The sequence below is a fragment of the Leifsonia sp. genome (assembly GCF_051955155.1).
Lineage (GTDB): Bacteria > Actinomycetota > Actinomycetes > Actinomycetales > Microbacteriaceae > Leifsonia.
Genome location: NZ_JBQCGZ010000095.1, coordinates 17473 through 37494 on the forward strand (window position 1 = coordinate 17473; position 20022 = coordinate 37494).

The following is a 20022-nucleotide window of genomic DNA, read 5'->3' on the forward strand; positions in this document are numbered from 1 at the left end:
GCTGCGTCCCCTCACCCCAGCGACGGCACCAGGTTCGCCTGCACCCAGCCCGCGAGCCGCGTCGGCGTTGTCGTGGTGTAGTCGCGCGGGTTCTCCGGGGTGTAGCCGTCGCGGATGCCCGCCGTCATCCCGGCCAGCGCCTCCACCTGGGCGGGCGTCATCCCGGTGGCGGTCAGCGTCGCGCGCACGTCGTCGTCGCTGAGCTGGACGGCCTCGATCGGGCGGCCCGTGGCGCGGCCGACGATCGCGGCGACGTCGCGGAAGGAGAGGTCCTCCGGGCCGTGCACGGCCTGTACGTGCCTGCCGGTCCAGGAGCGGTCGAGCAGCCGGACCGCGCCGACGGCCGCGATGTCTTCCGGCGCGACCCACGGCATCGGCGCGTCGACGTCGAAGGCCGTGGCGATCACGCCGTCGCGCAGCGCGTCGAGGTCGAACAGCAGGTTCGAGAAGAAGTAGCCGCAGCGCAGGTGCGTCACGTCGACGCGCGCCGCGTCGAGCGCGGTCTCCGTCGCGGCCAGGCCGTCGATCTCGCCCACCCCGTGCCGGCGCTCGGCGCCCGCGCTCGACTGGAAGACGACCCGGCGGATGCCGTTCTCGCGCACGGCCGCGAGGAGCGCGTCCGTGGCCAGGCGGTAGCCGTCGAGCGGGTCGTCGAGGCGGTTGGGCGGATCCACCCAGTAGACGGCGTCGACGCCCGCGGTCGCGGCGACGACGGAGTCCGCATCCAGCTGGTCCGTCGCCACCGCGTCGACGAGGTCGCGCACGTCGTCATCCAGCCGGGCCGGATCCCGGACGAGCACGCGGGGCCGCTCCCCCGCCTGCACGACAAGGCGCTGCAGGTGGCGGCCGACGTTTCCGGTGGGCGTTGTCACGGCGATGGTCATGCGGCCAGCCTCGTCCCGACCACCGACAGGACGGCGCGGGCCAGAATGGACGGGTGATCGCGACCTCCCCCGACATCGACACGCTGGCCCGCCGTGCCCTCGGGCTGGTCGGAGCGGGCGGCCGGACCATCGTCGGCATCGCCGGCAGCCCCGGCTCCGGCAAGACGACGCTCGCCCGCGCGGTCGCGCGTCGTGCCTGCGAGCTGGCGGGCGCACCGCTCGCCGTGCACCTCCCGATGGACGGCTTCCACCTGGCGAACGCCACCCTGGACGCCCTCGGGCGCCGCGACAGGAAGGGCGCGATCGACACCTTCGACGGCTGGGGCTTCGTCGCCCTGCTGAACCGGCTGCAGAGCGAGCTCGACCACACCGTCTACGCGCCGGGCTTCGAGCGGACCGTGGACGAGCCGGTGGCCGGAGCCATCGCCATCGAGCCGTCCGCGCGTCTGATCCTGGCGGAGGGCAACTACCTGCTCGCTCCGGGCGCGCCCTGGTCCGCGGTGCGACCGCTGCTCGCCGAGGCCTGGTTCGCGGACGCGCCGGAGGAGGAGCGCGTGCGCCGCCTCGTCGACCGGCACACCCGGCACGGCAGGTCGCCGGGGGCCGCGCTCGCGTGGGCGCGCGATGTGGACGGCGCGAACGCCCGCCTGATCGAGCCGACCCGCGACAGCGCCGCGCTGATCATCCGTTCAGGAGGCCCCGCTTAGGCTGGCGGGATGACCGACTCGTTCGACACAGTGACCATGTTCGGCGCCGACTGGTGCCGCGACTGCATCCGCTCCAAGGCCCTCCTCGACCGCATCGGCGTCGACTACGAGTACATCGACCTCGTCGCGCGCCCGGAGGAGGCGGACCGCGCGCAGGCGATCAGCGGCCGCACCAACATCCCGGTCATCGTCTTCCCCGACGGCCGCCACCTCGTCGAGCCGACCGACCCCGAGCTCGAGGCCGCCCTCTCCCTCTGACGCGCCCCGCCCGGCTCGCCCGCGCTATGGCAGGCCGCCGAGCACAGGAAAAACCTCGCGAAACCGCCCGGCTCGCGACCGTTTTCCTGTGCTCGCGGGCCTGGCTAGGCGGGCGACGCGGGGGTGAGCCGGTCGGGGGCGCCGTGGCCGGGGAGGATGAGGTGCGGGCGCCAGGATTCGATCGCGTGGATGGTCGCGTCCGCCCGGGCGCGGTCGGAGATGAGGAAGCCGGGGAAGTGCACGAGGCGGCCGCCGGAGACCCGGGCCGCGTCCCCGATGAACGCCGCACCGCGCCAGCGCACGATGTGGTGGCCCGGCGTATGACCCGCGCCGGGGACGGCGACGAGGCCGGGCACGATCTCGGTCTCCGCGTCGTCCGGCAGCTCGGTGAGCCGGGGAAGCTCCGGGCGGCCGAGCCACCGCACGCGCAGCATCGCGCGGCGGGTCCGCGTCGGCGGCAGGGCGTCGCCGCGCAGGATGCGCACGTCCGCGCCGCCGAGCCACACCGTCGCGCCCGTGGCGCGCTGCACGGCCGCCGCAGCACCGACGTGGTCGGGGTCGTAGTGCGTGAGCACGATGTCCGTCACCGGCGGGATGCGCGCGGCCGCGAGCTCCGCGACGACCTTCTCCGCACCGGAGGCGAGGCCGGTGTCGACGAGCACCGAGCGGTCGCCAGCGTCCACGAGGTAGGCGTTGCCGGCGCGCGCCGCGTCCAGCCGGTGGATGGTGTCGATCACTTCGCGCATGCTGGGATGCTAGTCCCCGTGACCGAACCCGACATCAGCCGCCTGCGCAGCGACGCCGCAGCCCGCGCGGCGGCGCGACCGCGGCTCCCGTTCGACGGAACCGTCGAGGACGCCGCGCTCGGCGCGATCCCGGTGCGCCGGTACCGGCCCTCGCGCAGGCCGAAGCCCGGCCTGCCCGGCACGGCCGTCGCCTTCCTGCACGGCGGCTACGGCGTCCTCGGCGACGTCGAACTGCAAGACGGCTACTGCCGCCGCATCGCCGGCATCCTCGGCGTGACCGTGCTGTCGGTCGGCTACCGGCTCGCCCCCGAGGCGACGCTCGCCGACGCCGCGGACGACGCGGTCGCGGCCACCGCCCTGCTGCGCGAGGACGGCGCCGCGCGCGTCGTGCTCTGGGGCGACTCCGCGGGCGGCTCGGTCGCCGTCGCGGCCGCGCGGGCCGCCGCCTCCGCGGGCGGCTCGGCCGCACCCGCCGACGCGCTCGTCCTCAGCAACCCGAACGTCGACCTCACCCTGGCCGGCTACGACGACGACCTCCCCGGCGGTCCCGGCCGCGAGCTCTCCGAATGGGCGTTCGCCCGCTGGGCCGGCGCCGGCCGGCTGGCCGACGCGCCCGACCTCGCCGCCGACGTCTCCGGCCTCCCTCCGGTGTTCGCGGCCGTCGGCTCGCTCGACTCGCTGCTCCCCGACGCCCGCCGTCTTGTCGACCGCTGCGCGGCCGCGGGCATCCGCGCCGAGCTGAGGGTCGTCCCCGGCGCCGAGCACGGATTCATGGGCGGGCCGGACCTGGCGGCGGCGGACGAGGTGATCCGCGCGGCGGGCCGATTCATCCAGGCGGCCGCACAATCCCATCCACACTTCCTGTTGGACATCTGACTCCACCCGGCGGAGGGTGAAGTCATGGAGTACACGCACCTCGGCCGTTCCGGCCTGAAAGTCTCCCGCCTCGTCCTCGGCACCATGAACTTCGGTCCGCAGACGAGCCGGGACGATTCCTTCGAGATCATGGATGCCGCCCACGACGCCGGCATCAACTACTTCGACACCGCCAACGTCTACGGCCAGCACACCGGCAAGGGCACCACCGAGTCCATCATCGGCGAGTGGTTCGCGCAGGGCGACGGCCGCCGCGAGCGCACCGTCCTGGCCACCAAGCTGTACGGCGACATGGGCGACTGGCCCAACGACGGCCGGCTCTCCGCGCTGAACATCCGGCGCGCGCTCGACGCGAGCCTGAAGCGCCTGCAGACCGACTACATCGACATCTACCAGTTCCACCACGTCGACAGGGACACCCCCTGGGACGAGATCTGGCAGGCGATGGAGACGGCGGTGGCGCAGGGCAAGATCCTCTACGCGGGATCGAGCAACTTCGCCGGCTGGCACATCGCGACCGCGCAGGCCGAGGCCCGCAGGCGGAACTTCCTCGGGCTGGTGAGCGAGCAGTCCATCTACAACCTGCTCACCCGCCAGGTGGAGCTGGAGGTGCTGCCCGCCGCGCAGGCGAACGGCGTCGGCGTCATCGCCTGGTCGCCGCTGCACGGAGGGCTGCTCGGCGGCGTCGTCCGCAAGCAGAACGAGGGCAAGCGCCGCCTGGAGGGCCGCGCCGCCGAGACGCTCGCGAAGCACCGCGACGCGATCGAGGCCTACGAGGCGTTCGCGGACGAGCTCGGCAACGAACCGGGCGACATCGCCCTCGCCTGGCTGCTGTCCCGGCCCGGTGTCACCGGTCCGATCATCGGCCCGCGCACCAGGGAGCAGCTGGATGCGGGCATCCGCGCCCTCGACGTCACGCTGGACGACGCGGCGCTCGCCCGGCTCGACGAGATCTTCCCCGGCCACAAGCCGGCCCCCGAGGACTACGCCTGGTGAGCCGGGCGGAAGGAGAACACGAGTGAAGACACGCAGAATCGGCGACGTCGAGGTGTCGGCGATCGGCCTGGGCGGCATGCCCATGTCGATCGAGGGACGCCCGGACCGCGCGCGGTCGATCGCGACCATCCACGCCGCACTGGATGAGGGGGTCACCTTCTTCGACACGGCGGATGCGTACCACCTGCACGCGGACGAGGTGGGTCACAACGAAGAGCTCATCGCGGAGGCGCTGCGCAGCTGGGACGGCGACACCTCCGGCGTGCTGGTCGCCACCAAGGGCGGCCACCTCCGCCCGGGCGACGGCAGCTGGTACGTGGACGGACGCCCCGAGTATGTGAAGGAGGCGGCCAAGGCGTCGCTGCGCCGGCTCGGCGGCGACGCGATCGGGCTGTACCAGTTCCACCGCCCCGACCCGGAGGTACCGTACGAGGACTCGGTCGGCGCGATCCGCGACCTGCTCGACGACGGCGTGATCCGGCTCGCCGGCATCTCGAACGCGAACCCGGAGCAGATCCGTCAGGCGCAGGACATCCTCGGCGGCCGGCTGGCGTCGGTGCAGAACCAGTTCTCGCCGGCCTTCCGCTCCAGCGAGCCGGAGCTGCGGCTCGCCGACGAGCTCAGCATCGCGTTCCTGCCGTGGAGCCCGCTCGGCGGCATCAGCTCCGCGGGCGACCTCGGCGACCGGTTCGCGCCGTTCGCCGAGGTGGCGCAGGCGCGCGGCATCAGCCCGCAGGTGGTCGCCCTCGCCTGGCACCTCGCGCACAGCCCGCACGTCATCCCGATCCCCGGCTCCTCCCGGCCGGAGACGATCCGCGACTCCGTCTCGGCGGTGGACGTGGAGCTCACGCCCGACGAGCTGTCCCGCCTCAACGCCGCGTAGCGGTCTCCCCCGCCCTCGAGGGTGTTGATGGGGTTAGGAGGTGGCCGTGAGGGCGGCGACGACCTCGGCGGTGACGCGGCTGGAGCCGTAGGTGTCCACTCCGCTCAGCGGCAGACCATCGACGGCCGGCAGCCCGGTGTTGACGACGATCGCGGCCGGGCGGGCGGCCGCGAGCATCCCGAGGGCACGCCGCTGGGGACCGCCGGCCTGGACAGCATCCACCAGCGCGATCGCCTGAGCACCGGGCGGGACGGCGCCGAGCGCGTCCGACACCGCACCGACGACATCCCGCCCGCCGAGCGGCCCGACCTGGATGCGACGCGCACCGAACGCCGCGGCGAACGGCTCCGCCGCCGACCCGACCACGCCGCTCGCGCGGTCGCGCAGGTCGAGCAGCACCGCCTCCCGCTCTCCCAGCGCGGGAGACCCGTGGACGGCGATCGCGGCGCGCACAACGGCGGCGGCGTCGAACCCCTCCGCCGGTCCAGCGGCGGCGGCGAGCGCGACCACCCGCTCGGAGAGTGCTCGGACCGAAGCGGCCGCCCGCTCGAGGACGGCCACCGGAAGCGCGCCGTCCTCCACCGCCGCGAGCAGCGCATCCCGCACCTCGGCATAGTCGGCCTCGTCGCTGGGGACGCCGCCCGGGTAGGTGTGATCGAACGGGTTGCCGAGGCAGAGCAGATCGGACCCCGCCAGCAGCGCGAGGACCGCGCCCGGTCCCGAGCCGTACGTCGCGCGGATCGCCGCCATGTCGAGCGCGTCGGTCACGATGCAGCCGGTGAAGCCGCCTTCGCGCAGCATCCCCAGCACGCGGGAGTCCACCGTCGCGGGAGCGTCGCCGAAGGCCTCGACCACGACGTGCGAGGTCATGATCGCGGCGACCCCTGCATCGATCGCCGCCTGGAACGGCGGCAGGTGCTGCTGCTCCACCTCCTCCCGCGGCAGCGACACGCGCGGCAGCCCGAGGTGCGAGTCGACGGCGGTGTCGCCGTGCCCCGGGTAGTGCTTGGCGCACGCCGCGACGCCCGCCGATTGGATGCCGTCGACGGTCGCAGCGACGTGGCGTGCGACCAGGTCCGCCGTCGCGCCGAACGATCGCGTCCCGATCACGGGGTTGCGCGGGTTGGTGTTGACGTCGGCCACCGGGGCGAGCGTCACGTTCGCGCCAGAGGCCCGCACGCGGCGGCCGAGCTCCGCGCCGGCCGCGCGGGTGACGGCGGTGTCGTCGACGCGGCCGAGCTGCGCGGCACTCGGCAGCGTCGACCCGTGCGCCGTCTCCAGGCGCGAGACGCGTCCGCCCTCCTCATCGATCCCGAGCAGCACGCTGGGCCGGACGGTCAGCCGCTCGGACAGGCCGCGCACCTGGTCCGGGTCGTCCTGGTCGATGTTCTGGCCGAAGTAGACGGCACCGGCGAGGCCGGCGTCGAGCTCTCGCAGCAGCCAGTCGGGGGCGGATCTGCCCAGGAAACCGGGCCAGAGCACCCCGGCGACGAGTGAGCGGAGGGTGGGATCGGTGGAGCGGTGCGGCATCGCGGCGGTCTCCTCGCGTCGTGTGTAAATATCCTCCACACAACGCGCGAATGGCGCAACTCGTTTTCAGGCCCATCCGCCCGCGCCTCGGCCGCAGGGCCAGCCGCGCGTCAGGCGGTCTGCAGCTGGCGGAGGAAGGCGGCGGCGGCCGGGCTGGGCTCGTCGGCGACCGCGACGGCCACCGTCCACGACGGCACGTCGCCGCTCAGCGCGACCGCGCGGAGCTGGTCGGGGCGCTTGCGCGCGAAGCTCGCCGGCACCACGGCGACGCCCAGGTTGTAGCCGACGAGATCCAGCAGCGGGTGGACGTCGTTGACCTCCATCGCGGCCCGGTAGTCGAATCCGGCGGCGGCGAACGCGCGCCGGGTCAGTGCCTGTGCGCCCCAGCCGTCCTGGAAGCCGACCAGCGGTTCCCCGCGCAGCGACTCGATCGGGATGCTCTCCTCGCCCGAGAACCGGTGCTCGGGATGGCAGAGCACGAGCAGCTCCTGCGTGCTCAGCCGGCGCAGCTGGACCCCCGCCGGGGTGTGCCCGGTGTCGACGACGACGGCCACATCCACGCGGCCACCGGCCACGGCGTCCACCAGTTCGACCGAGCCCGAGTAGCGCAGGCGCACCTCGACGCCGGGGTTAGCAGTGCGGAAGGAGGCGAGCTCGGCAGGCAGGTCGACCGAGCCGAGGCACGGCTCCGCGCCGATCGTGAGCCGCCCGCGCACCAGTCCGCGCACCGCAGCGACGGCGTTCCGCGCGGCGGCGGCGCTGGCGAGGGTGCGCACCGAGTCGGCGAGCAGGGCCTGCCCGGCGGTCGTCAGCTCGACGCGGCGCGTGCTCCGGATGAAGAGCGAGGTGCCGAGTTCCTGCTCCAGCGAGCGGATGGAGGCGGAGAGCCCGGACTGCGAGATTTGCAGCAGCTCCGCGGCCCGCGTGAAGTGCTTCTCCTCGGCGACGGTGACGAAGTGCTCGAGCTGGCGGAGTTCCATTCAGCAAGGATACTGGTCAATCGAAGCGCCGCGACAACCACGCCCGATCACGCCACCGAAAGGGAATGCCATTATTGGCACAATTGTGCCATTATTGATACAGTTGCACCATATTTGGATCAAAAAAGGAGACGGCATGGCGCCCATCGCCCCGATCGGGGAACTGCTCGGGATTCACGAGGCGCGCCTGCTTCGGACCCTGATCTCCCGCGCGGAACCGCTCAGCGGGCGGCACCTCGCCAAGCTCTCCGAGGTCCCTGCCAGCACTGCCGCTCGCATCCTCACCCGTTTCGCCGCGCTCGGAATCGTCGACGCGCGGCCCAGCTCCCACGCGACGACATTCGAAATCAACCGCGAGCACATCCTGTACGCGCCGATCCTCGCGCTGTTCGACGCCTCGGCAGAACTCGAGTCGAGACTCCGCGCGCTCGTGCAAAGCCGAGGAGGAGACGCGGTCACCGCAGCGATATTCGGTTCGGTCGCGCGGGATGATGCCACCCTGGAGAGTGACCTGGACATCGTCCTCGTGTTCCCCGACGAATTCGATAGCGACCAGCACACGGCACTGCTCGACGAGATCATGACCAGCCTCAATCGGGCGAGCGGCCGGGAGGTGCAGATCTACGACATCGACCGCTCCGGCCTGGCCGAGATGGCCGAGCGCTCCGATCCCCTCGTCGAACGTCTCCGAGAGGAAGCGATTCCGATCACGGGCACGCCGATCGCCACCCTCCTCAGGGCCGCCGCATGAACGCGCGCAAAGCTCCGACCACCCCGATGACACCCACTCAGGTGCGAGAGCGAGCCCAGCAGGCACGGGACTGGCTGAAGAACGCCGAGCTGATCGATCTCATGCACGAAGACAGCGGCATCGCCGGACCGCGCAACCAGATCGCATCGGCCGCCATCTTCGCCGGGATCGCCGCCGCGGATGCGATCTGCGGGCGGCACCTCGGCGAGAGGTCTGCGGCCATGGACCATGCGGCCGCTACCGCACTGCTGGCCAAGGCGGGCCCGAACGGCCGAACACTCTCGGTTCACCTGCGGCGGCTCATCAACGAGAAGTCGAACGTCGACTACGGCGATCGCGAGATCAGCCGCGGGACCCTCGTGATCGTCGTCCGCTCGGCCGAATCGTTGGTCGCCGCGCTCGACGTCGAACTTCGCTGAGCCTCGTCACGCCACCGACGCCACCGCCGACTCCCCCGCGTCCGCGTCGGGCGCAGGGTCGATCCGGAACGTCCGGTGGAATCGGGCGAGCAGGGCGTCGTCGCCGACGGTCAGTTCCGCGTCGCCCGCCCCGCCGTCGAGCAGCTCGCGGAAGCCGCCGATCGGGACCAGCAGCTCCAGAACGTCCGGCGGGGCGATCGCGGCGAGCCGGCGGTTCGGCTGCGGCAGCGCGGTGGGGCCGATCGCGATCACGTCGAGAGCTCGCCCGGCGACGATCGCGCTGATCGAGACCTCGCCGACGTGCAGCACGTACTCCGTGGGCGGCAGCCCCTCCGCCTCGTCCGGCCGGAACGCCGCGCGCAGCGAGACCGCGAGCGCGTCCGCCGTGAGCAGCTCGCCGTCGCCGGGCTCGCCGAGCGTCGCCCAGCCCCAGCGCTCGAGCTCCAGCACGACGGGCTCGAGCGTCCGCCCGAGCGGCGTCAGCTCGTAGCCGCCGCGCACCGTCGGCACGCGGCGGACGACCCCCGCCTCCTGCAGCTCCTTGAGCCGGTCGCTCAGGATGTTGGTCGGGATGCGCGGCAGCCCGGCCTTCAGGTCGCTGTAGCGACGCGCGCCGGCGAGCAGGTCGCGGACGATGAGCAGTGCCCAGCGTTCCCCGACCCGCTCGAGCGCGCGGGCGACTCCCCCGTACTGGCCGAACCCCCGCGGCGATCGGGCGGCCATGCGCGTCAGGCCGATGCCGAGGCGTCGGCCCCCTGCTCGGTCATGTACGCCTCCGGGCCCTTCTCGGCTGCGGCGGGCGCCATGTAGAGGTAGGACAGGTTGTTGCCGTCCGGGTCCTCCAGGTCGCGCGAGTACATGAAGCCGTAGTCCTGCGCCTCGCGCGGCTCGGTCCCTCCGGCGTTCAGGCCGCGCTCGAGGATGGCGTCGACGCCCTCCCGCGACTCGCACGAGAGCGCCACCATCGCGCCGGCCTGCTTGGCCGGGTCGATGATCTCCTTGTCGGTGAACGTCGCCAGGTACTCGCGGGTCAGGACCATGAAGTAGACGTTCTCGTCGAGCACGACGCACGCGGCGTTCTCGTCGGTGAAGAGCGGGTTGATGGTGTAGCCGAGGGCCTCGTAGAACGCCTTGGAGCGATCGAGGTCCGAGGTGGGGATGTTCACGAAGATGTTGGTCGCGGCCATGGTGTCCTCCTGGATGTGTGTGTCGCTTTCTGGTCTTAGCTTGCTCTTTGCAAGCAAACTTGTCAATAGCAAGTAGCCCCCTCACACCCCACCACCCGAGTACGCAGAAAATGCCCCCGAAACAGCCGAGTACGCAGAGAATCTGCGTACTCGGCTGTTGCGGAGGGAGAGGGGTCAGGAGACGAGGGCGGCCTCGGGCGAGGGGGTCGCGAGCGCGCGGCGGGAGCGGGCGAAGAGCAGCGCGCCGAGGCCGAAGGTGAGCAGCTCGGTGACGGTCATCGACCAGATCACGCCGGTCATCCCGAGCACCGCGTTGCCGATCAGCACCACCGGGAGGAACAGGATGCCCTGCGCGATGGACATGATCGTCGCGTTCCGCATCTGCTCTGTCGCCTGGAAGACGGCGATCACCAGGCCGGTGAAGCCGTTGAACAGCGTCGCCACCAGCATCGCGGTCAGGATGAGCGTCCCGTCCGCCACCACAGACGGGTCCGCGCTGAACAGCGCGAACACCTGGTCGCGGAAGGCGAACACGATGCCGGAGAACACCAGCGTGATCCCCGCGATCGCGATCGCGCTCCCGGTGATCGCGCGCCGCAGCCGGCCGTGATCCCTGGCGCCGAACGCGTACGCGAACAGCGGGATGGCACCCATGAAGACGCCCATGCAGAGCATCTCCGGCAGCTGCGAGATGCGCAGCGCGACGCCCATCGCCGCCAGCAGCGCCTGCCCGTAGCCGATCGCTATCCAGTTCATCACGAGCGTCGTGACGATCAGGAACGACGACATCAGCAGCTCCGAGACGCCGACGCCGAAGACCGTGCTCAGCATCTCCCTGTCCACCCGGAAGTGCCGCAGCGCGAGCGAGACCGCCTCGCTCTTCCGGCTGAGCCACCACACGTAGTAGCCGACCGTGACGATGTTGGACAGGCCGAGCGCCAGCCCGGCGCCGAGGACGCCCCCGTTCAGCACCAGGATGAACAGCACGTCGAACACGAGGTTTGCGATGGTGGATGCGATCAGTCCAGTCATGGAGGCGACGGCCGCGCCCTCGGCGCGAACCAGCTGTTCGAGCGCGAACGCGGCGACGTAGACCGGCGCGAAGCCGAACATCGCGCCGATGTAGAGCGCGGTCGGGGCGAGGGCGCTCCCGCTCGCGCCGACGGCAGCGGCCAGCGGGACCGCGAAGATCACGCCGAGCACGCCGATCACGGCGCCGGCGATCAGCGCGCCCCACAGCGTGAACGACGAGACCTGCTTGATGCGGAGCGCGGCGGCGTCGGCATCCGCGCCCTCGACATCCTGCGAGCCGAGCAGCCGCGAGACGTACGTCCCGCCGCCGACGCCGAAGACGCCGCCGACGGCCATGATCAGCGCGAAGACCGGCAGCGAGAAGGTCAGGGCCGCGAGCAGCGGGGTGGAGTGCAGCGTCCCGATGAAGCCGGCGTTGATGATGTTGTAGACGGCGCCGACCGAGAAGCCGGCGATCATGGGCACGCAGAGATGGACGAGCGCCCGCCAGATGGGCGCGGACGCGAGTGTTGCGCGGTTGGATTCGGACATGGTGGAACCTCCGTTCCGGTGAACGGCTTGGAAGCCTGAGAAGGTGAGGAGTGCGGAGTCGGTGCTAGCGCTGACCGCGGCCGCGTGGCGGCCCGTCGTCCTGCGCGTCGACACCGTCGGTGACGCGTTCGAGCAGCGCGATGAGTGCGTCCTGCTCCGCGTCGTCGAGCGTTGCGAAGAGGCGGTCCTGGGCCGCGGACATGGCCTCGTCGAATCCTGCGATCACCCGGGAGCCCTCCGGGGTGGCCCGGACGAGCTTCACGCGCGAGTCCGTCGGCGACGGCTCCCGCGTGATGTAGCCGCGGTCCTCGAGTCCCTGCAGAAGGCTCGTGACACTGGCCGGCGTCGTTCCGGACATCTCGGCGAGCTCGCGGCCGATCACGCCGCGATCCGAGTGGGCGTCGACGTAGCCCAGCGTGAACGACTGGGACCGGGTGAGTCCGCTCTCGCGGATCCACTCCTCCCCCGCCGCTCGCTGGGCGAACATCAGCGTGCGCAGGAGCACGGCCAACCGCTCGGTTCTCGCTGTCATAGTTAGAACTCTAATAGTTAGAATTCAAACTGTCAACGCACTTGGCGGAGAGAAAGTCCCCCCGCGCCGCTACCCGAGGCGGCCCGGGGGAACAGGTGGCTGCGGCCGAACGCGATGGCCGCAACCGGGACACGAGCCCGACCGTGCCCGTTCCTGCCGCACGCTATGCATGCCGCCGGAACCGCTCACAACGCTACGTCCACCGTCGCTGCCATCCGCGGCAGTGTCCGCCGAATCAGCGGTGCCTGACGGGCAGTTCAGTGCTGTCCGACCGCGTTCTCCGTGGGCACGAGCGTCGAGTCAGAGGCGATCGACATAGAACTTCAGCAACTGGCGCGAGGGGATCTCCAGCTTGCGAAGGATGTGGTGGACGTGACTCTCGACCGTGCGGACGCTCAAGACCAGCTGACCGGCGATGTCAGGGTTGCTGTGCCCTTCCGCAACCAGTCGAGCGACCTCCCGTTCGCGATCGCTCAGCACGCTCGCGGATGCGGAGAACCCTTCGGTGAAGATCCGCCGAGGCCATTTCCGGGCCGTCAGCCGGCGCTCCGCCTCTCTCGCCTGTTCGAAGCCGACCGTGTCGCGACGCTCGGCGAACACCATCGCGGCCTTGCGCGCCGCCCTCAGTGCTGCCCCGCACTGGCCGGAGGCTTCCAGACGTTCCATGCTCGCCATCAGCAGGCCGGCATCGTGGGCGGCAAGTGCCGCGAGGGAGGCCTGCCGCGCTTCCAGAAGGCCACCGCCGACCTCGTCGACCCACGCCGCCGTCGCTTCCAGGCGGGCCGGATCGAAGCTGATCTCGAGCGCAGCGAGACCGGCGTAGCACGCGGCGAAACGATTGCCGCGGTCCCACTGCGACTGCGCTTCGGCACTCAGCAGGGCGGCGGCACGGCCGGGATGGGCGACCGCCTCGCTCTGGGCCCTGGCCATGACCGCCGACTGGCCGGGCAGCGGCCCCTCGGCGCAGGGGATGCCGGAGAGCATCCGCAGGTGGCGCTCGCCCGCTGCGGCGTTCCCCCTGCGAACGTTGACCAGCACGGCGCAGGTCAGCAACAGCGTGGTGATCCCCGGCACGAAGGGGGATGGCTCGCCCGCGGCGAAGGCGATGTCGAGCACAGCGTCGACGGCGTCGTAGTCCCCCGCTGCCACGAAGGCGCAGGCCGCGGCAGCCGCGTGAGCGCGCACCGCCTCCGCGTCGAGCAGGCCCCTCGCCTCGTCCAGTCCTCTCATGAGGTCCTCCACGGCGTCGTCGAGCCTGCCGAGTGCGATGTCCGCGAGCCCTGCGTACGCCCGGAGGTAGCAGCTCCCCCCGCCGGGTGCCCAGCGTGCGGCACGCGCATACAGGCTCGCGACAGCGCTGAACTCGCCTCGCGCAAGATGCAGGAGCATCCGCGTCTCCAGCAGGGCGAGCTGGACAACGGCCGGCATCCCGTCGTCGACGGTCGGGACGGACGCCGCCGTCGGAGTCTCCTTGCCCGCGTGCATCGCGATCGTCAGCCGTTCCGCCTCGAGCATCGGCGCGAACGCGCCAACGTCCGCCGCGAGCGCGCCGAGTTCGCCGAGTGCGCGGTCGGGGTCACCGCAGACATAGGCCTGCCAGCGCGCCCGCAGCCGGACGAACAGGGCCCGAGCCTCCGGCGCACCTGCCTCGATGTCGGTGTCGATCATCACCCGCTCGATGTCCGGCGCCGGGGCCGCCGTGTTCAGGATGGTCTGCAGGTAGCGGACTGCCGGCTCGGGAGAGCGGGTGTCCTCCCACTCGGCGCGGGCGACGATGCGGCTGGTGCGGTCGCGCTCCCTGAGGAGCCGGACCATCACGGCGTCACCGTGACCGGGCGGCCGGTCTGTCGCGCGTTCCCGGCTGAGCATCGCGTCGAGCACCACCTCGGGGCCGAGCTTCTCCACGATCGCATCGGTGATCCGCTCTCGCCGCAGATTGGGCGGCTGGTGACGGAAGAACTCCACCACCAGCGGCGGGATGATGGTGACGAGCTGACGGTCGCCGGCCGGAACGACGGCGATCGCCGCCGACTCCTCCAACTGCTCGAGCGCGGTCCAACCGACGAGCCGCCGAACCGTCTCCAGGTCGGCGACGCCGAGGAGTGCGATGGTCTCCAGGCCGTCCCGGGCTTCCGGATCCAGGTGCTCAAGGTGCGCCTCGACCATGGCGGACAGCGCGGGGCTCCAGAGGTCGCGAGCGGCGTACCAGCGCCCGTCCGCGCCCCGCTCCATCCGCTTCTCGTTCTGGGCCACTTCGGCGATGCTCAAGGCGAGGCCGATGCTGCCGCCGGACTTCGCGTACAGGCGGCTCATCGTCCCCCCGTCGATGGGGCCGCCCACGGCTTCCTGAAGAGCCCGTTCCAGATCGTCGAAACGAAGCGGTGCCATGTCGACGACGATGACGGGCTCGAGGCCGGCCGCCGAGAGCCCGGTCGGCGTATGCCGCGCGGGAAGACCGCGCAGGCGCGCCCGCACCATCGGCAGCCCCGTCTCGCGGCGGACCGCTTCGACGACTCCCCACGAGGTCTCGTCGAGGTCGTCCCAGTCGTCGATGAAGAGCACAGACCGCGGCCGGTCGGTGAGCTGCCTCAGCGCGTTCGCCGTCACTTGCAGAGTCGACGTGCCGCGTGCGTCGGTCGGCGCGCCGACTCCGGCCAGGTGCAGAGCCGCGAACGCCTGCTCACGCAACGACGCGATGCCGCGCAGCTGGATCACCGACCAGCCGTCGTCCTGGAGCCGCGCCTCCAGCTGGGTCAGGAACGCGGTCCGACCGCTTGCGCGCTCACCGACGACATCGACGCTCGTTCGACCGCTCAGCAGGCCGACGACGATGTCGAGTTCCTCGCTGCGCCCAATAAACACGGGATCCTTCTTCGGCATCAGGGCTCGCACCCCGGGACGTCCACCAGTCTATCCATGCATTCACATTGACTCTCAGGCCGCGTACCGGCGCGCAGCGCACGCTCAGGCGTCATCTGGTCTTCCCCTCGTCGACTCAGCGAACTCGGGCGGGACAGCTCGGACGACCCCGGATACGCCCGAGCATCGGACGGTAGAAGGCTAGAGAGACCCGCCGATCTGCTCCACCGCTTGAGCGCTCGGCCAGTGTTGCGGCGGGGGCGGAGCCACGAAAAGCGGACTGATTCCCCCCGCCATCCGTAGTGCAGGCCCCGTTTCTACGTGGGTCGCGCGTCCGTCTTCAGTAGTGTGCCGCGGTAGCGGAGGTCCGAGATTCCCGCCGACGCACCCCGGCGATCGACTCCACCATCTCCCGCGCGAGCGACACCGTGCGCGCGGCCTCCGCGGCCTCGAGCGCGTCCGCCTGCTCTGCATCCGCCTCCGCGAACCACGACGCGATGGTGACACCGTGGCCGGGGCGGTGGATCACGTCCACCGCGTCGCCGGCGCCGACCGTTCCGGAGTGCACGACGGACAGGTAGGCGCCGACCCGGTTCGCCTGCGTGAAGCGCTTCACCCACTGCGGCTCGCGCATCCGGCGCTGGAAGGTCGCGCACGGCGTCCGCGGGCAGGTCACCTCGACGACGAGGTCCTCGCCGATCCGCCAACGCTCGCCGATCTCGGCGCCGTTCACGTCCAGCCCGGAGGTGCGCAGGTTCTCGCCGAAGAGGCCGGCGGGGATGGGGCGACCGAGTTCGCCCGCCCAGAACTCCGCGTCCTCGTCGGCGTACGCGTAGAGCGCTTTGGTCGGGCCACCGTGATGCTTGCGGTCCGCCTGGACGTCCGCGCGCAGCCCGAGCGGCCGCACCTTTACCCGGCCGTCGACGGGGCGTTTGTCGATCGCTGTCACACCGACCGAACCCGCGTCGGGGAGCAGCTGCTCGACGCGGCACACTGCCAGGATCGTCGCCATGCCCTCCAGTATGGCCGACGGCATCGGCGCGACGGCATCCGTACGACGTCCTCAGCGCACGCCGCGCATCATCCGCAGCACCCACGGGCTCATCAGGGCGAGGATGACGCCGATCGCCACGGCCACCCCGCCGATGACGCCGAAGTAGATCCCCTCGGTCTCCGGCGAGTACAGCTTCGCGAGCTGACCGGCCATCGCCGTGCCGAGCGCGACGGACAGGAAGTACAGCGCGACCATCTGGGCCTGGAACGCGTGCGGCGCGAGCTTGGTCGACGCCGACAACCCGACCGGCGAGATCAGCAGCTCGGCGATGGTGAACACCAGCAGGATGGCGACGACGCCGAGCAGCGGCGTGCTGTTCTTACCGCCGCCCGCCCAGATCAGGAACAGGAAGAAGGCGAGGCCCATCACGACCGTCCCCGCGGCGAACTTGAGCGGCGTCGACGGCTGCCTGTCGCCCCACTTCGTCCAGATCGCGGCGAAGACGCCGGAGAGCACGATGATGAAGATCGGGTTGATCGACTGCACCCAGGAGACCGGGAACTCCCAGCCGAACAGGTTGCGGTTCAGCCGCTCGTCCGAGTAGATCGTGACGACCGTGAACTGCTGCTGGTAGAGCGACCAGAAGGCGGCGTTCGTGATGAACAGCGGGATGAACGCGACGATCCGGGAGCGCTCGTCCGGGCTGAGCAGCCGCGAGCTCAGGATGACGATGAAGTAGGCGATGGCCGAGACGATCACGATCCCGATGACCCACAGCGCGAGGTTCTGCGCCGTCACGACACCGGAGAAGACGAGGACGAGGATGACGACGACGGCGGCGACGCCGATCCCGATGACGAGCGGGTAGCGGCCGGACGGCAGCGGGTTCGGGACCTCGCGCGCGCGGTCCGGGAGCCGGCGCCGGCCGAACGCGTACTGGATGAGGCCGATGGCCATCCCGACCGCGGCGACCGCGAACCCCCAGTGGAACCCGAGCGTCGACTGCAGCAGCCCGGTGATCAGCGGCCCGAGCAGGCCGCCCAGGTTGATGCCGAGGTAGAACAGCGAGAAGCCGGCGTCCCTGCGCGAGTCGTGCTCGTCGTAGAGCGTGCCGACGATCCGGGTGGCGTTCGCCTTGAGGCCGCCGCTGCCGATCGCGACGAAGAGCAGACCGGCGATCACCCCGGCGTAGCTCGGCAGCACAGCCAGCGAGATGTGCCCGGCCATGATCACCACGGCGCTCCAGAACAGAACCCGCTCCGACCCGAACACCCGGTCCGCGAGCCACGCGCCGAGGATCGTCGACAGGTAGACGGCGCCGCCGTACGCCCCCACGATCCCCGCGGCCGTCGCCTGGTCGATCCCCAGGCCCCCGCGCGTCGCGGAGTAGTAGAGGTAGATGAGCAGGATGCCCTGCATCCCGTAGAAGGAGAACCGCTCCCACATCTCCACGCCGAAGATGTTCGCGAGCGCCCGCGGCTGCCCGAAGAAGCCGTGGCTCGCGTCGACGGTCCTGGTGTCGGTCCCCTCGTCCCTGCTCGCACTCATGGCGCCCATGCTCCCACCGTCTCCGGCGGAGGTGAACGCCGGTTCTCAGCGCGCGGCGAGGTCCAGGAGCACCGCCTCCAGCTGTTCGACCGCCCAGTCCAGGTCGGCGGGGTCGACGACGATGGGCGGGGCGAGCCGGATGGTGGAGCCGTGCGTGTCCTTCGCCAGCACCCCGCGCTCCATCAGCAGCTCGCACACCTCCCGCCCGGTCGCGAGCTCCGGGTCGATGTCGATCCCGGCCCAGAGTCCGGCGCCGCGCACGGCCAGGACGCCGCGGCCGATCAGCCGTTCGAGGCCGGCGTGCAGGCGCCGGCCGAGCAGGGCGGCCCGCTCCTGCGGCTCGCCGGTCGCGAGCAGCGCGACGACCGCGCGGCCGACCGCCGCGGCCAGCGGGTTGCCGCCGAACGTGGAGCCGTGCTCGCCCGGGCGCAGCACGCCGAGCACGTCCCGGTCGCCGACCACCGCGGAGACCGGCACGATCCCACCGCCGAGCGCCTTGCCGAGCAGGTACAGGTCGGGGACGACCCCCGCCAGGTCGCACGCGAAGGTCGCGCCGGTGCGGCCGAGCCCCGACTGGATCTCGTCGGCGATGAACAGGATGCGATGCTCGTCGCACAGCGCGCGCACCGCCGGCAGGTAGTCCGGCGGCGGGACGACGATGCCCGCCTCGCCCTGGATCGGCTCGACCAGGACCGCGACCGTGTCGCCGTCGACGGCCGCCGCGAGCGCCGCCGCGTCGCCGTACGGGACGGTGCGGAAGCCGGGCGTGTACGGCCCGAAGTCGTCCCGCGCGTCCGGATCGTCGCTGAAGCTGACGATGGTGGTGGTCCGGCCGTGGAAGTTGCCCGCCATCACGACGATGTTCGCCTCGCCGTCCGGAACGCCCTTCACCCGGTATCCCCACGCGCGCGCCACCTTGATCGCCGACTCGACCGCCTCCGCTCCGGTGTTCATCGGCAGCACCATGTCCTTGCCTGCCAGCGCGGCGAGCTCGGTGACGAACGGGCCGAGCTGGTCGTTGTGGAACGCGCGGCTGGTGAGGGTGATCCGCTCCAGCTGCGCCCGTGCCGCATCCAGCAGTTCCGGGTTGGAGTGGCCGAAGTTCACCGCGGAGTACGCGGCCAGGCAGTCGAGGTAGCGCCGGCCGTCGATGTCGGTGACCCAGGCGCCGTCCCCCTCCGCCACCACGACGGGCAGCGGATGGTAGTTGTGCGCCGCGTGCTCCTCCTCCTGCGCGATCGCCTCCGCCTGGCGCTCGCTGGGCGCGGCCGTGACGGGGTGGATGCGGTGGGCCGCGGTCTCGCGGGCGACGGTCTCGCTCATGGCTGACTCCTCAGCGTCGCAGTTCCAGGGTGCAGCATTTGACGCCGCCGCCGCCGAGCAGCAGCTCGGACAGGTCGACGCCGATCGGGGTGTAGCCGTGGTCGCGCAGCTGGTTCGCGAATCCCTCGGCCCGGGAGGCGATGACGACGTTGCGGCCGTCGGAGAAGGCGTTGAGGCCGAGCACCGCTCCGTCCGGCTCGGTGACGACGATGGCGTCGGGGAAGCGCTCGCGGAGCAGCTCCCGGCTCCGCTCGTCGAACGCCGACGGCAGGTAGGCGATGTGCTCGTGGCCCGGGGTGGGGTCGAGCACCGCGAGCGCCGTGTCCAGGTGGTAGAAGCTGGGATCGGTCAGCCGCAGCGTGAGCACCTCGCGGCCGAAGACACGCGCCAGCTCGTCGTGGCTGGCGTCGCTGCTGCGGAAGCCGGTGCCGGCGAGGATGGTCTCGCCCACGAGCAGGAAGTCGCCCTCGCCCTCGTTGACCGCCTCGGGCACGACGACCTCGAACCCGTTCGCGCGGAACCAGTCCATGTACGCCGGCCCCTCCGGGCGCCGCTCCGGGTAGGCGAAGCGCGCGCCGTAGGCGACGTTGCCGATCACGAAGCCGCCGTTGGCCGCGTAGACCATGTCGGGCAGGCCCTCCAGCGGGTCGATGAGGTGGACGTCGTAGCCGAGGTCCCGGTAGATCCCGTGCAGCCGTTCCCACTGCCGCACGGCGAGCGAGGTGTCCGTCGGCAGCCCGGGGTTCATCCACGGGTTGATCCGGTAGACGACCGCGAAATGCTCCGGGCGGCACATCAGCACCGTGCGCGGCCGTGCCGTGCGCACCGGGCGCGCCGAACGCGCGCGGGCCTCCTCGTCGGTGATCGACATGAGGCTAGTGTCACACGCGGATGTCGGCGATTGGCTGCGTCCTCACGCACGAAATCGCCGTGGGTGCGCCGACGGCGCAGGATTCGTGCGCAGCGCGGAGGCGCCGGACTCGTCG

At 71.5% G+C, this 20022-nt stretch carries 20 protein-coding genes; 7 read left to right on the forward strand and 13 right to left on the reverse strand.

The annotated features are described in order from the left end of the window. Positions 1 to 11: 11 nt before the first annotated feature. Entirely contained in the window at positions 12 to 884 is an 873-nt protein-coding gene (locus ACTHMF_RS10210) for an NAD(P)H-binding protein (RefSeq protein WP_440317334.1), read from the reverse strand. A gap of 53 nt (positions 885 to 937) precedes the next feature. On the opposite strand from ACTHMF_RS10210, the gene ACTHMF_RS10215 reads away from it, so the two are divergent. Both ACTHMF_RS10215 and ACTHMF_RS10220 read left to right on the forward strand, forming a co-directional pair. Continuing rightward, positions 938 to 1591, forward strand: coding sequence for a nucleoside/nucleotide kinase family protein (locus ACTHMF_RS10215; protein ID WP_440317335.1), 654 nt, complete (start codon positions 938 to 940; stop codon positions 1589 to 1591). Between the two features lie 9 nt (positions 1592 to 1600). Next, positions 1601 to 1849 carry a glutaredoxin family protein gene (locus tag ACTHMF_RS10220; protein WP_314147212.1) on the forward strand — a complete coding sequence of 83 codons (249 nt, stop codon included), beginning with the start codon at positions 1601 to 1603 and terminating at the stop codon, positions 1847 to 1849. Between the two features lie 104 nt (positions 1850 to 1953). Here ACTHMF_RS10220 and ACTHMF_RS10225 read toward each other — a convergent pair whose 3' ends face one another. Then, a complete protein-coding gene (locus tag ACTHMF_RS10225; RefSeq protein WP_440317336.1) occupies positions 1954 to 2595 on the reverse strand; it encodes an MBL fold metallo-hydrolase in 642 nt (213 codons plus the stop codon). 18 nt (positions 2596 to 2613) lie between these two features. On the opposite strand from ACTHMF_RS10225, the gene ACTHMF_RS10230 reads away from it, so the two are divergent. From ACTHMF_RS10230 to ACTHMF_RS10240, 3 genes are read left to right on the forward strand one after another with little or no spacing between them, the layout of a single operon-like run. Further along, on the forward strand, positions 2614 to 3471 hold the full coding sequence (locus ACTHMF_RS10230; protein ID WP_440317337.1) for an alpha/beta hydrolase: 858 nt from the start codon (positions 2614 to 2616) through the stop codon (positions 3469 to 3471). A gap of 24 nt (positions 3472 to 3495) precedes the next feature. Then, positions 3496 to 4467, forward strand: a complete 972-nt coding sequence (locus ACTHMF_RS10235) for an aldo/keto reductase (protein WP_440317338.1) — start codon at positions 3496 to 3498, stop codon at positions 4465 to 4467. Between the two features lie 22 nt (positions 4468 to 4489). Further along, a complete protein-coding gene (locus ACTHMF_RS10240) occupies positions 4490 to 5350 on the forward strand; it encodes an aldo/keto reductase (RefSeq protein ID WP_440317339.1) in 861 nt (286 codons plus the stop codon). 33 nt (positions 5351 to 5383) lie between these two features. Here ACTHMF_RS10240 and ACTHMF_RS10245 read toward each other — a convergent pair whose 3' ends face one another. Both ACTHMF_RS10245 and ACTHMF_RS10250 read right to left on the reverse strand, forming a co-directional pair. After that, on the reverse strand, positions 5384 to 6880 hold the full coding sequence (locus ACTHMF_RS10245) for a glycoside hydrolase family 3 protein (protein ID WP_440317340.1): 1497 nt from the start codon (positions 6878 to 6880) through the stop codon (positions 5384 to 5386). 110 nt (positions 6881 to 6990) lie between these two features. Continuing rightward, entirely contained in the window at positions 6991 to 7860 is an 870-nt protein-coding gene (locus tag ACTHMF_RS10250; protein ID WP_314148984.1) for a LysR family transcriptional regulator, read from the reverse strand. Positions 7861 to 7996: 136 nt separating this feature from the next. On the opposite strand from ACTHMF_RS10250, the gene ACTHMF_RS10255 reads away from it, so the two are divergent. Both ACTHMF_RS10255 and ACTHMF_RS10260 read left to right on the forward strand, forming a co-directional pair. After that, positions 7997 to 8611, forward strand: coding sequence for a nucleotidyltransferase family protein (locus tag ACTHMF_RS10255; protein WP_440317341.1), 615 nt, complete (start codon positions 7997 to 7999; stop codon positions 8609 to 8611). Continuing rightward, positions 8608 to 9030, forward strand: coding sequence for a hypothetical protein (locus ACTHMF_RS10260; protein WP_440317342.1), 423 nt, complete (start codon positions 8608 to 8610; stop codon positions 9028 to 9030). Before ACTHMF_RS10255 ends, ACTHMF_RS10260 begins: the two co-directional genes overlap by 4 nt. 6 nt (positions 9031 to 9036) lie before the next feature. On the opposite strand, the gene ACTHMF_RS10265 is transcribed toward ACTHMF_RS10260, so the two are convergent. The 9 genes from ACTHMF_RS10265 to ddaH all read right to left on the reverse strand — a co-directional run bounded on the left by ACTHMF_RS10265 (position 9037) and on the right by ddaH (position 19907). Continuing rightward, positions 9037 to 9753, reverse strand: a complete 717-nt coding sequence (locus ACTHMF_RS10265) for a winged helix-turn-helix transcriptional regulator (RefSeq protein WP_440317343.1) — start codon at positions 9751 to 9753, stop codon at positions 9037 to 9039. A 5-nt stretch (positions 9754 to 9758) separates the two neighbouring features. Then, entirely contained in the window at positions 9759 to 10217 is a 459-nt protein-coding gene (locus ACTHMF_RS10270) for a VOC family protein (protein ID WP_440317344.1), read from the reverse strand. A gap of 174 nt (positions 10218 to 10391) precedes the next feature. Further along, positions 10392 to 11780 carry an MATE family efflux transporter gene (locus ACTHMF_RS10275; RefSeq protein WP_440317345.1) on the reverse strand — a complete coding sequence of 463 codons (1389 nt, stop codon included), beginning with the start codon at positions 11778 to 11780 and terminating at the stop codon, positions 10392 to 10394. 64 nt (positions 11781 to 11844) lie between these two features. After that, entirely contained in the window at positions 11845 to 12312 is a 468-nt protein-coding gene (locus tag ACTHMF_RS10280; RefSeq protein WP_314148988.1) for a MarR family winged helix-turn-helix transcriptional regulator, read from the reverse strand. 300 nt (positions 12313 to 12612) lie between these two features. Then, positions 12613 to 15192: a LuxR C-terminal-related transcriptional regulator gene (locus tag ACTHMF_RS10285; RefSeq protein ID WP_440317346.1), complete on the reverse strand. Its 2580-nt coding sequence runs from the start codon at positions 15190 to 15192 to the stop codon at positions 12613 to 12615. A gap of 319 nt (positions 15193 to 15511) precedes the next feature. Next, the gene (locus ACTHMF_RS10290; protein WP_440317347.1) at positions 15512 to 16183 is read right to left on the reverse strand and encodes an MOSC domain-containing protein; all 672 of its coding nucleotides are present in this window, start codon (positions 16181 to 16183) and stop codon (positions 15512 to 15514) included. 51 nt (positions 16184 to 16234) lie between these two features. After that, complete coding sequence (locus ACTHMF_RS10295) at positions 16235 to 17722, reverse strand: peptide MFS transporter (RefSeq protein WP_399553002.1); 1488 nt, start codon at positions 17720 to 17722, stop codon at positions 16235 to 16237. 36 nt (positions 17723 to 17758) lie between these two features. Next, entirely contained in the window at positions 17759 to 19036 is a 1278-nt protein-coding gene (gene rocD / locus ACTHMF_RS10300) for an ornithine--oxo-acid transaminase (protein WP_440317348.1), read from the reverse strand. Between the two features lie 10 nt (positions 19037 to 19046). Further along, entirely contained in the window at positions 19047 to 19907 is an 861-nt protein-coding gene (gene ddaH, locus ACTHMF_RS10305) for a dimethylargininase (RefSeq protein WP_440317349.1), read from the reverse strand. Positions 19908 to 20022: the final 115 nt, after the last annotated feature.

Bases quoted from the DNA above. Each gene is read 5' to 3' on its own strand.
- ACTHMF_RS10210 (WP_440317334.1), bottom strand. From the start codon at position 884: ATGACCATCGCCGTGACAACGCCCACCGGAAACGTCGGCCGCCACCTG.
- ACTHMF_RS10220 (WP_314147212.1), top strand. From the start codon at position 1,601: ATGACCGACTCGTTCGACACAGTGACCATGTTCGGCGCCGACTGGTGC.
- ACTHMF_RS10225 (WP_440317336.1), bottom strand. From the start codon at position 2,595: ATGCGCGAAGTGATCGACACCATCCACCGGCTGGACGCGGCGCGCGCC.
- ACTHMF_RS10235 (WP_440317338.1), top strand. From the start codon at position 3,496: ATGGAGTACACGCACCTCGGCCGTTCCGGCCTGAAAGTCTCCCGCCTC.
- ACTHMF_RS10245 (WP_440317340.1), bottom strand. From the start codon at position 6,880: ATGCCGCACCGCTCCACCGATCCCACCCTCCGCTCACTCGTCGCCGGG.
- ACTHMF_RS10250 (WP_314148984.1), bottom strand. From the start codon at position 7,860: ATGGAACTCCGCCAGCTCGAGCACTTCGTCACCGTCGCCGAGGAGAAG.
- ACTHMF_RS10255 (WP_440317341.1), top strand. From the start codon at position 7,997: ATGGCGCCCATCGCCCCGATCGGGGAACTGCTCGGGATTCACGAGGCG.
- ACTHMF_RS10260 (WP_440317342.1), top strand. From the start codon at position 8,608: ATGAACGCGCGCAAAGCTCCGACCACCCCGATGACACCCACTCAGGTG.
- ACTHMF_RS10265 (WP_440317343.1), bottom strand. From the start codon at position 9,753: ATGGCCGCCCGATCGCCGCGGGGGTTCGGCCAGTACGGGGGAGTCGCC.
- ACTHMF_RS10270 (WP_440317344.1), bottom strand. From the start codon at position 10,217: ATGGCCGCGACCAACATCTTCGTGAACATCCCCACCTCGGACCTCGAT.
- ACTHMF_RS10275 (WP_440317345.1), bottom strand. From the start codon at position 11,780: ATGTCCGAATCCAACCGCGCAACACTCGCGTCCGCGCCCATCTGGCGG.
- ACTHMF_RS10280 (WP_314148988.1), bottom strand. From the start codon at position 12,312: ATGACAGCGAGAACCGAGCGGTTGGCCGTGCTCCTGCGCACGCTGATG.
- ACTHMF_RS10285 (WP_440317346.1), bottom strand. From the start codon at position 15,192: ATGCCGAAGAAGGATCCCGTGTTTATTGGGCGCAGCGAGGAACTCGAC.
- ACTHMF_RS10290 (WP_440317347.1), bottom strand. From the start codon at position 16,183: ATGGCGACGATCCTGGCAGTGTGCCGCGTCGAGCAGCTGCTCCCCGAC.
- ACTHMF_RS10295 (WP_399553002.1), bottom strand. From the start codon at position 17,722: ATGGGCGCCATGAGTGCGAGCAGGGACGAGGGGACCGACACCAGGACC.
- rocD (WP_440317348.1), bottom strand. From the start codon at position 19,036: ATGAGCGAGACCGTCGCCCGCGAGACCGCGGCCCACCGCATCCACCCC.
- ddaH (WP_440317349.1), bottom strand. From the start codon at position 19,907: ATGTCGATCACCGACGAGGAGGCCCGCGCGCGTTCGGCGCGCCCGGTG.